The 482-nt window shown below is 38.2% G+C and carries 1 pseudogene; it reads left to right on the forward strand.

What is annotated here, in order from left to right:
• Positions 1 to 342, forward strand: a pseudogene (locus J8281_RS19040) (3'-5' exonuclease); the annotation flags it as partial.
• Positions 343 to 482 lie beyond the last annotated feature (140 nt).

Consider the following 482-nt stretch of genomic DNA (forward strand, 5'->3'; position numbering starts at 1 on the left):
GATAAAAATTTAGACGATGCCCATAGTGCTGAAGCAGATACCAATGCAACTTACGAAGTTTTAAAGGCGCAAATCGCTAAGTATGATACTTTGGAGAATGATACTAAGTTTTTAGCAGAGTTTAGTTCCAGAAAGAAGTTTGCAGATTTTGCAGGGTTTATAGCTTATAATAAGAAAGGCGAGGAGTGCTTTGCGTTTGGAAAGCATAAAGGAAAACTAGTCACTGAAATACTTGAAAAAGAACCCGGTTATTTTGGGTGGTTATTAAATGCAGATTTTCCGCTGTATACAAAAAAGGTACTCACAGCTATCAAGTTACGACAGTTTAATAATAAGTTTTAGTAGGCAGTAGGCAGTAGGCAGTAGGCAGTAGGCAGTAGGCAGTAGGCAGTAAGCAGTAGGCAGTAAGCGGTAGATAGAGGATGTAATATTGGGCTATGTAGCTGAAGAAAACATAACTTTTTTAAGTATGAGTTCCCCTC

It is taken from the genome of Aquimarina sp. U1-2 (assembly GCF_017897595.1).
GTDB lineage: Bacteria > Bacteroidota > Bacteroidia > Flavobacteriales > Flavobacteriaceae > Aquimarina.